This is a genomic window from Bacillus cereus group sp. N6, assembly GCF_016483705.1.
GTDB classification, from domain to species: domain Bacteria; phylum Bacillota; class Bacilli; order Bacillales; family Bacillaceae_G; genus Bacillus_A; species Bacillus_A wiedmannii.
In genome coordinates, this window is the sequence record NZ_JAEHBI010000006.1 from 162,418 (window position 1) to 171,568 (window position 9,151).

A 9,151-nucleotide genomic window follows, 5' to 3' on the forward strand; every position below is an offset into this window, starting at 1 on the left:
GTAAAAGAATTTAGTTATATTGAAAGTAAATTTCAGTAAAAATATTTTTCCTATTAAATTAATGTTTCAATATTTATTTTTCTCAATTGTAAGTACAACCTCACCTCGGATATCATATTAGCTAACCATATAATAGGGAGGCGTATAAATAATCATGAAACGTTTATTAATGATATGTTGTATCGTCATCTTTTTTATTCCTTTCTCTTTCATTTCTCCTCACTCTACTTATGCTGAAGTAAATACTACGTATAAAAAACATGAATTACGTGCTGTATGGATCGCATCTGTTCTTAATATTGATTGGCCCTCAAAAACTGGCTTACCCATCGGAAATCAGAAGCAAGAATTTATTAGATTATTAGACGATGTAAAAAACACTGGTATGAATGCAGTTGTTGTACAAATTAAACCAACTGCTGATGCTTTTTATCCTTCAAATTACGGTCCTTGGTCTGAATACATTACGGGGACACAAGGAAAAGACCCTGGATATGATCCACTCGCATTTATGATTGAAGAAGCACATAAAAGAAATATAGAATTCCACGCATGGATTAATCCATATCGAATAACGATGAATCACACTGATATAAATCGATTAACGAATAATCACCCTGCAAAACAGCATCCGGATTGGGTTGTACCTTATGGCGGGAAATTATATTACAACCCTGGTATTCCAGAAGTGAAAAAATTTATAACAGAAGGTGCTTTAGAAATTGTACAAAATTACGATGTTGATGCACTACATATGGATGATTATTTTTATCCATATAAAGTAGCGGGTGAACAATTCCCCGATCAAAAAACGTACGAAACATATAATAACGGTAGATTTACAAATATAGAGGATTGGCGACGTGACAATGTAAATGAACTTGTAAAAGATTTAAATACTGCTATAAAACAAGAAAAATCATACGTAAAGTTTGGCATAAGTCCGTTCGGCGTATGGCGAAATATAGCTGACGATCCAACTGGCTCTAACACAACTGCAGGCCAAAGAAACTATGATGACCTTTATGCTGATACACGTGAATGGATACAAAAAGGTTATATTGATTACATTACACCGCAAATATATTGGAATATTGGTTTCACACCAGCTGCATATGACATATTAGTAGATTGGTGGGTAAAAGAAACACATAATAAACCGATTCACCTATACATCGGTCAGGCAGCCTATAAAATTAATAATAATTCTGTCCCCGCTTGGTCTGATCCTGAAGAATATCCAAGACAAATTACATTAAACCGGTTATCTCCTGAGATAAAAGGTAGTATGCATTTCAGCTTAAAAGATATTAATAACAATCCTCTAGGCATTAAAGATAGACTCACAAACGACACATATAAACATCCTGCATTAATCCCGCCTATGCCTTGGCTTGATCATGATCCACCTAAACAACCGACTTTAAAAGGTGCTATTCCAAGAGATGAAGGTATTGCAGTAGGTATCATTGATAATAGAGAGAATGACTCTGCTTATTACGCCATTTACCGTGTGAATGGAAAAAATGAAGTGGATATACAAAATCCAAAACATTTACTTACTACTGTAAGAAAAACAAAACTTGGAGAAATTTATGTAGATAAAACAGCTATTTCTGGAGAAACGTACACGTATGTAGTAACTGCAGTTGATCGATTGCATAATGAAAGTGTTGCTTCTAGTCATACAACCGTTAAAGCAAAATAACAACTAATAAAAAAACGCCTTAAAAGCTAAGAACTATAGCTTTAAGGCGCTTTTTTTATTTATTTTTAAACTTCTCAGTCGCTGCTCTCATCTTCACATTCAAATCGTGATCAATCGAGTCACGAATATCTCGCTCGACTACTTCCATTTCTTTTTGGAAATTTTGCAAGTAGATTTTTAATTCTTCTTCTTTTTCTGGTCGTTGTGAAGGTGGTAATTGTACGACTAACGATAGCATCGCTGTTAAATCTTTCATTAAGAACGTTTCAAGTTTATGTTGTTGTTCAAACATACGTTGCTCCTGATAATACGGCAAGGCATTTAATACTGAAATTGTAATTTCATCAACCGTTCTTTGTAATGAAGGGTTTATTGAGCGTTTATACGTTTGAATTGTATTTAATGCATCTGGATATCGATCATAAAAATACAATTTATAAAACGATAAGTCTGTCGGTTTTACAGTTTGTTGTGATTCTTGTCTCAAGAAATCTTTCACTTTCATTGTTGCGATATCAATATCTTCATTCGTAAGCTTTTTCGTTGTTTTTGCCATCACATGCACTTTTTTCTGCTTTTCTTTCGGTAACATTGAGAAAACTTGCTCTCTCGTACGTTGGCCTGAAGTACAGAAAAGAGTGTTTAAAGTATTTTGTTCTTTTTTCCCTTCCGTACGAATCCAGCGATAAAAGAGTGGGTGTTGTGTAAATTCTTGTAGAAACGGTAATGATTTATTCGATAACTTATCTAAAGAATCATGTGCTCTTTTATATGGTTTCGTCCATGAAAAATACAGTTTACGTCCGAAATATACAACTAAAACAACGACAGTAAATGCGATTAAAAGCAATGTACCCAATAGTACTAATACTGTTTGAATGAAACTCATTTTTTCACCTCCTCTAAAAGTCTGTTATTTCCTTGGACGCTGAATGAGTTTTTGTTTCATTTCATCATTAAATGTGTCTAATTCAACTACAAACTTCTTACTTGACTCGATAATACGTTCTGATGATTTCTCAGAAGCTTCAATCGCAGCAAATACATTTTGGAATGATTCACGTAATTTATCCATGCTAATAGCAGGATTTTCAAGAAGTTTTGTTGTCTCTTCTGTATTTTGTTTTAATGCTTGTGAGTTACTTAATACCATTGATTCAATTGCTTCATTTGTCGCATTCACTGCATCAATTGTTTTACGCTGATTTGTTAACGCTAGCTGGATAGCAGCTGAAACTGTTACAACGTTTTGCGTCATCGTAATTGCATTACGAATTGCCTCTGTTAACTTTTCATTATTTTTCTTAATAATGTCTACAGATGCGATAGATTGTAATAGTACACTTTTCGCTTGCTGCATATTTCGTGTACGTACTAGAATTTTTTCTAATGCATCGTTAATTAATGGAATATCTCTTTGACGTTCTGGATTTTGTTTCTCAGCTTCCAGCATACCAGCGAGTTTTCTTCCTAAGTATACTTGTTTATCAAGAGCGTGAATTTTATCGTGCGATTGTTCTTTAAGCATTTCAAGACCAACTGTATCTTCTTGTAAGTTGTCACGACCAATTAGAAGGGATCTTATAATCTCTTCAATTTGTTTATCTATAGATTGATATTTATGCACGTATGTTTCAAGTGGATTTTTCTTGAATACTTTAAACATAATTTTCTTCATACCACTTGCTTTTAATGAATTCGGATCAAGCTCTGATACCACTTTGCGTAATTCTAACAATGTATTTGGAATTTCTTCATTCTTGCCATTCATCATCGCTGTTACAGGACGTTTTAATGCTGATAACGTTTGTCCTGCTGCTTGTTGCTCTTTATCCCCTAAATCTCCTAGCTGTGACAATACTTTTGATAAATCCGTATTTTGCTCGCTATTTAATTTTTGTACATAAAGATCAGCTTCTTTATTCAGTTCCTCTAATTCTTGATCTTTTATAACTGTATCTACTACTACTTCTACATTATTATCTTTCACAATGGATACAGGTTCTTTTTTCTCGAGTTCAGTCAACAAAATCGCTCCTTTATTTATATGTGCGAATTTATATGCACTATATTTCATCTATTATATCGTATTTCATATACATTCTAACTGCTTGAAATCGATTTTTTTAGAAATGCCTGTTTATGCAGTCATTCCCTGTTTCTTAGTATAAGTATACCTGTTCTCAACATTATTTTCCTCAGACTTAAGACCTAGAGAACAACATGCTGAAGGCGGATTCTTCGTATGTTACGTATATAAATTACGTCCTTCCCATCCTACTGTACTCAATCTTTTGACATACACCCTTTTTCAATGTGATAATTATATTACGCTCAATCCTAACTCTTCTTAAGCGCTACAAATGCTCCATTTTGAAATGCCAATAACACCGTTTCAAACATTTCATCTTCTTCAATCATTTTTCTAAACTCGGCTAATTCACTTGCATGAGAGGTTGCGTTATCAACAACAAGAAAACCCTTTGGTTGTAAAATGCGTTTTATATGCTCAAGCCACCACATGTATTGCGCCCGCTCTGAATCTAGGAAAATAAAATCAAATGAATGATCTAGTTGCACATCTAAAAATGCCCCTGCTTCTTGATTATGAACATCAATCCTTTGTAAAAGGTTTGCCTTTTCAAAATTGACTAGTGCCTCTCCAACTCGTTCTGAAGAAAGCTCTACAGTTGTTACATTTCCATTTGTTTCTTCTACCGCGCTAGCTAACCACAATGTAGAATAACCATTAGAAGTTCCAATTTCTAAAATGCTTTTTGCGCTACATCCTTTTACTAAAATTGATAAAAATTGCCCCATCTCACGAGAAATATTCCGTAATTTTTCTTCCCGTGTTTTTTTGTTTCGATCATGCTCTTCTCCATATTGTTCAAGTTGAAATAATAATGAATCTAACGTATCCATTCTTTTCATCGCCTTTCCAAGCAATATGATGAAAAAGCTCTTGCTGCCCGTCTACTTTCATTATATGCGAAACGAAATCCTTTTTCTCGTTATATGACAAAGATTTGAATTTTTTTATAGCATATTGTTTCGTTTTTTGGTAAAGTTAATTTCTACGTGCAATTATTCCATTCATACTATTTTTAATTCAATTGCAGTTGTTAAATCATATAAACCCCAATTAAATGAATCGGTATTTCAAATTCAATTAAGCGCCCTTTCCGGACGCATTTTCTTTTGTTTATATATTTCTAGAAGAAAGGATGCTTACAATGAACGTGATTAGCTTAGATGCTGCTCGAAAACGAAAACAGCATAAAAAATTAATGATTACTATACCGATTATTTCACGTATTTATGAAGAAGATGGGGAAATTAAATTTGAGGTAGCAGGCGAAAAAGATGTACCTCTTGAAATGTTAGAGAAATAAAAAAAAGACGCACTTCTAAAGAAATGCGTCTTTTTTTATACCGTTACATTTAAGTGCATAAGTTTTTCAGGATTAACCATCATATAAATGTTTGAGATTTTCTCATTCTCAAATGCAAATGAAAGCACATAAGTCACTTTATTATTTACTTTAACAATAACACCTGGACCTCCATTTACCATCTTATAATCAACATTGTACTCTTCCGGGAACTTCTTCCCAATTCCAAAGAATAAACGTATAATTCTATCTGCAGAATAGATTGGATGGATTGCAGTTGTAGCTTTACCACCACCATCAGCTTTTAATATTGCATCTGTTTTTAATACTTCTAACATGCCTTGCGCATCCCCACACTGCAAAGATGATACAAATTTCTCCACATAGGCAGCCATCTTCTTCGTACTTAATGTTGACTGCTTCGGCTTATCCAAAATACTTTTCCTTGCACGTTGAAAGATTTTTCGGCAGTTCGCACTACTCTTATCTACAATTGAAGCGATTTCTTAGTATTCATAACTGAAAACAACTCTCTCTACCTCAGACAATTGTTGTAAAAGTAATAAATATGCCGTAGAAATTGATTCTTTCATTACAAATGACTCTGATGGATCATCAATCTCTTCCACAAATGGCTCTGGCAACCACATTCCGACATATACGTTCCGTTTATGTGCTGCCGAACGTAATTTGTCAATTGAGCGATTTGTTACCATTTTACATAAATAGGCTCTCATATTTTCTATAGTTTGAACGTCCTCCATATTATTAAGTGATATAAATACGTCATGGACGATATCTTCAGCATCCATAACACTCCCAAGGATTCTATATGCTAACGAAAATAATAATGATTGATACGTTTCATATAATTGCTCCGTTTCCATGATGAACTGCCTCACTTTCGGATTGCTTTAATATGTGTAACGCTGCACGTTTTCCGCTTGCCACCGCAGCATCAGCTAATATTTCATCATGCCCAGCCCAATCTCCTGCAACATAAACACCTGGCATTCCAGGTATGTTAGGGCCTGGTTTTTCAACACGGTCAATATGAGGAAAATCATATACTACCGTTATTTTCGGTAAATATTGCTGTGCAACAACTTCTCTTTTCCAATTCGGATGTAACAATTCCATCATATTTTCTAACTGTTCTTTCTCTTCTTGAATATGATTCAGTTCTAGTACAGGGTTATGGTATTTAATTAGACTCACTACAATTGATCCATCTTCACTTAATTTAGCTGCTCTCGATTGATTCGTGAAAAATATAGGTTGATCTAATCCCAATGCAAAATGATGTAAAGGATTCGGTAATTGTTTTAAACCAATATCTAACGCTGCCACGGTCACTTGTATAGATTGTTCACTCCATTTTTGCAAACTTGTTCCTTCTGTACCTTTTATAATTTTACATGCCTCTTTCGGTGGAGTTGTTACAATAACTGCCCCTGCTTCAAATACTTCATCGTCAAAACAATGTATTCTTTGTTTTCCTTCACAATGCTCTATTTTTAAAACATGCTTTTTAGCCAGAAATTGTACACCACTAGTATTCGCTATTCCTCTTAAATTTGTTATTATCGTCTCCCAACCACCATCTACATAAAGTACTCCTTCTTTCATAGAAAGCTGTATTTGCTTTAGTACGGAAGATGCTAATTGTATTGTAGGAGCATACGTATATGTTGTTGTTCGGCATAATGCATAAAATATATTTCGAACCATTGGATCTTTAATTTCATTTTCTGCCCATGTAGTTAGGCTTATTTTCGGAACTTTTCCTACATCTAAGTTTCCTAAATGAATCATAAGACGAGCGAACTGTACTTTTGCAGACCATGAAAGTAACGGTGTTGATAAAATAGAGCGAAAATCTGTTGGAATGGTATAAATATCCCCTTTCCATATTCCATTTGCTTTTGTAGATGGGATTCCACCTGGAAGATTTACTCCTAGCTCATTAAAAGTTATAAACGCTTCTCCACCTCTATATAAAGCATGTGCACCAAGATTCATACAAATGCCGTTTTTATTTATAGTCATCCCTCGACCGCCGAAGTGACTGGACTTTTCTAATACAATAACTTTCCTTCCAGCTTTCGCTAAATATATAGATGCTGTTAATCCAGCAAGCCCACCACCAACAATTGCTACATCAAAATTTTTCATAATAAAATCCCTCCTTATACGTTCTACATACAAGACGAACGATTAAGGGGGGATGTGACATTCAGTTACACATAATTTATTTCACCTAACCACTTTATTGCAGTATCAACTGTCAAACAGTTACACCTTCTACAAACAAACTTATTTACATAATAATGTTATTTTCTATTCAATTACATGCTGGTGCCAAATGTCACTTTCTTCTTCACTCATTCCTCCAATTATTTTTGAAAAATCTATATTTCTATCAAACGAGTCTTTTAACATAAAAAATTGTTCAAACGTTCCTGTAAATATTTCTAATGAATGCGAACAACAAATCGTTTCAAGGTTATCAATTGTTGCGCCATCTAATTCTAATTCCTTTAGCCCATTCATTTTACCTAATGCCGCTCCATCCTTTACCTTTGTATCTGTCAATTTTATATTTTGAATTGACGCATTGTGTTGAAAACAATTTAAATTAGCAATGATGCTATTTTCAAATTCAATTGTGATTAACTTATTTAAATTTTGCAAAACAAGCAAATCCAATTCACTAACATTCTCTAAACCTAAAATATATAAATGCTTTAAATTATCTACTCTCGAAATCGCATAGAGCTGCTCACGATTTGAAATATGTACAGAAAGCGATTCTAATTTTTGAAACTGCGGTAGCAACGAAAAATCTTGAATACTAGTATGTGTAATATTTAATTTTTTTAATGATGACATTTCTACAAGTTCCGATAAATTATTTATCTTCGTATTCTTTATATTCATTTCTTGTAAGTGTTTTAGATGTATGATTGGCGTTAAATCTTGAACCGGATTATTAACTAAATATAACTTCTTTAAAGAATTCATTCGTTCTAATCCTGCTAAATCTCGAATTTCATTTCCGGATAAAATTAGTTCTCTCACTTCTGTACACATCTGTAATGGACTAATATCTACTAACCCTTTTCCACCTAAATATAATCTCTTCTCTCTAATAAACCTGTCTGCACGTTCAGATGCACCCACTATATATCTCCAATTCTCATCTAAACTATCGTACCAATCTTTAACGTTATTTTCAGATTGAAATATAAATTGGGGCTGTAAAACAGGTAATTCAATATTAAATAAAGCGTCTAAAAAATGTATATTATCATTAGCACCATAACTCCAATATAAATAACCTTCTTCTTGATGAATGGTGAAATTTTTATTTTTTAGCGTTTGTAAAATAAATAGTAACAAATCTGAAATTCTATTTGCAATTACATATTTCACTTCTTCATCTCGTCCAAAATTAATAACTTGTCCCACTTTCCCCTTTTCATCCGGATCAACATCTATTCCTAAATTGTTACCGCCATAATCTTTACTAATAGGTATCCAATTGTGATTCACATATCTTTCCTTAATATATTCTTTTGGTATTGAAAATGCATCAAAATTAAAAAAATCATCCTCTTCAATTCTTTTCCATATTCTCCACTCATCCAAAACTTCATCTAACGAGAGAAATGGCAAACCAAAAAACAACCCTGGTCCTGATTTATCCTCACCGTTATGTGCAAGATAAAGATTACGTAATTCATCTGGAAACGCAATCCCCATTTCACTTTCGGCATATTGAATTTCTTCTATTGTTGCAGGTGCATTCAAAAACGGTTGAAAGTAATTTTTTAATTCAACTTCCAACTCTTTTAAAATAGTATGGTTCATTTTCTGCACTCCCCTTGTACTCCAAATTAAAAAAGCGCTATCTTTTACATTAATTGTAATTAATAGGGTTCTGTTGCAAAGTTTGAACAAAACTAAGTACGTTTATAAACTACGGTTATCGTTTAAGAAATTTTGAATAATTGCTGTAATTCTTTGTACGTCGAAAAAGAGAAGT

The 9,151-nt window shown here is 33.4% G+C and carries 7 protein-coding genes and 1 pseudogene; 2 read left to right on the forward strand and 6 right to left on the reverse strand.

The window, feature by feature from the left end:
- The first annotated feature begins 148 nt into the window (after nucleotides 1-148).
- The gene (locus tag JDS99_RS07685) at nucleotides 149-1,708 is read left to right on the forward strand and encodes a glycoside hydrolase family 10-like protein (RefSeq protein ID WP_098858268.1); all 1,560 of its coding nucleotides are present in this window, start codon (nucleotides 149-151) and stop codon (nucleotides 1,706-1,708) included.
- A 55-nt stretch (nucleotides 1,709-1,763) separates the two neighbouring features.
- Here the strand turns inward: JDS99_RS07685 and JDS99_RS07690 are convergent, their stop codons facing one another.
- The 3 genes from JDS99_RS07690 to JDS99_RS07700 form a co-directional block, all read right to left on the reverse strand.
- Entirely contained in the window at nucleotides 1,764-2,597 is an 834-nt protein-coding gene (locus JDS99_RS07690; RefSeq protein WP_098858267.1) for a DUF3974 domain-containing protein, read from the reverse strand.
- A gap of 24 nt (nucleotides 2,598-2,621) precedes the next feature.
- Complete coding sequence (locus JDS99_RS07695; protein ID WP_000137411.1) at nucleotides 2,622-3,734, reverse strand: toxic anion resistance protein; 1,113 nt, start codon at nucleotides 3,732-3,734, stop codon at nucleotides 2,622-2,624.
- A 314-nt stretch (nucleotides 3,735-4,048) separates the two neighbouring features.
- Nucleotides 4,049-4,642 carry an O-methyltransferase gene (locus tag JDS99_RS07700; protein ID WP_199694869.1) on the reverse strand — a complete coding sequence of 198 codons (594 nt, stop codon included), beginning with the start codon at nucleotides 4,640-4,642 and terminating at the stop codon, nucleotides 4,049-4,051.
- A gap of 302 nt (nucleotides 4,643-4,944) precedes the next feature.
- Between JDS99_RS07700 and JDS99_RS07705 the strand changes: the two genes are divergently transcribed.
- Complete coding sequence (locus tag JDS99_RS07705) at nucleotides 4,945-5,103, forward strand: hypothetical protein (RefSeq protein ID WP_001100983.1); 159 nt, start codon at nucleotides 4,945-4,947, stop codon at nucleotides 5,101-5,103.
- Between the two features lie 35 nt (nucleotides 5,104-5,138).
- Here JDS99_RS07705 and JDS99_RS07710 read toward each other — a convergent pair.
- The 3 genes and pseudogenes from JDS99_RS07710 to JDS99_RS07720 form a co-directional block, all read right to left on the reverse strand.
- Nucleotides 5,139-5,990 (reverse strand): annotated as a pseudogene (locus JDS99_RS07710) (sigma-70 family RNA polymerase sigma factor).
- Nucleotides 5,968-7,278, reverse strand: a complete 1,311-nt coding sequence (locus tag JDS99_RS07715) for a phytoene desaturase family protein (protein ID WP_199694870.1) — start codon at nucleotides 7,276-7,278, stop codon at nucleotides 5,968-5,970. Before JDS99_RS07715 ends, JDS99_RS07710 begins: the two are co-directional and overlap by 23 nt.
- Nucleotides 7,279-7,443: 165 nt before the next feature.
- Entirely contained in the window at nucleotides 7,444-8,976 is a 1,533-nt protein-coding gene (locus JDS99_RS07720; RefSeq protein WP_199694871.1) for an SMI1/KNR4 family protein, read from the reverse strand.
- Nucleotides 8,977-9,151: the final 175 nt, after the last annotated feature.

Coding starts and splice junctions, on each gene's coding strand:
- JDS99_RS07690 (WP_098858267.1), bottom strand. CDS start 2,597: ATGAGTTTCATTCAAACAGTATTAGTACTATTGGGTACATTGCTTTTA.
- JDS99_RS07700 (WP_199694869.1), bottom strand. CDS start 4,642: ATGAAAAGAATGGATACGTTAGATTCATTATTATTTCAACTTGAACAA.
- JDS99_RS07705 (WP_001100983.1), top strand. CDS start 4,945: ATGAACGTGATTAGCTTAGATGCTGCTCGAAAACGAAAACAGCATAAA.
- JDS99_RS07715 (WP_199694870.1), bottom strand. CDS start 7,278: ATGAAAAATTTTGATGTAGCAATTGTTGGTGGTGGGCTTGCTGGATTA.
- JDS99_RS07720 (WP_199694871.1), bottom strand. CDS start 8,976: ATGAACCATACTATTTTAAAAGAGTTGGAAGTTGAATTAAAAAATTAC.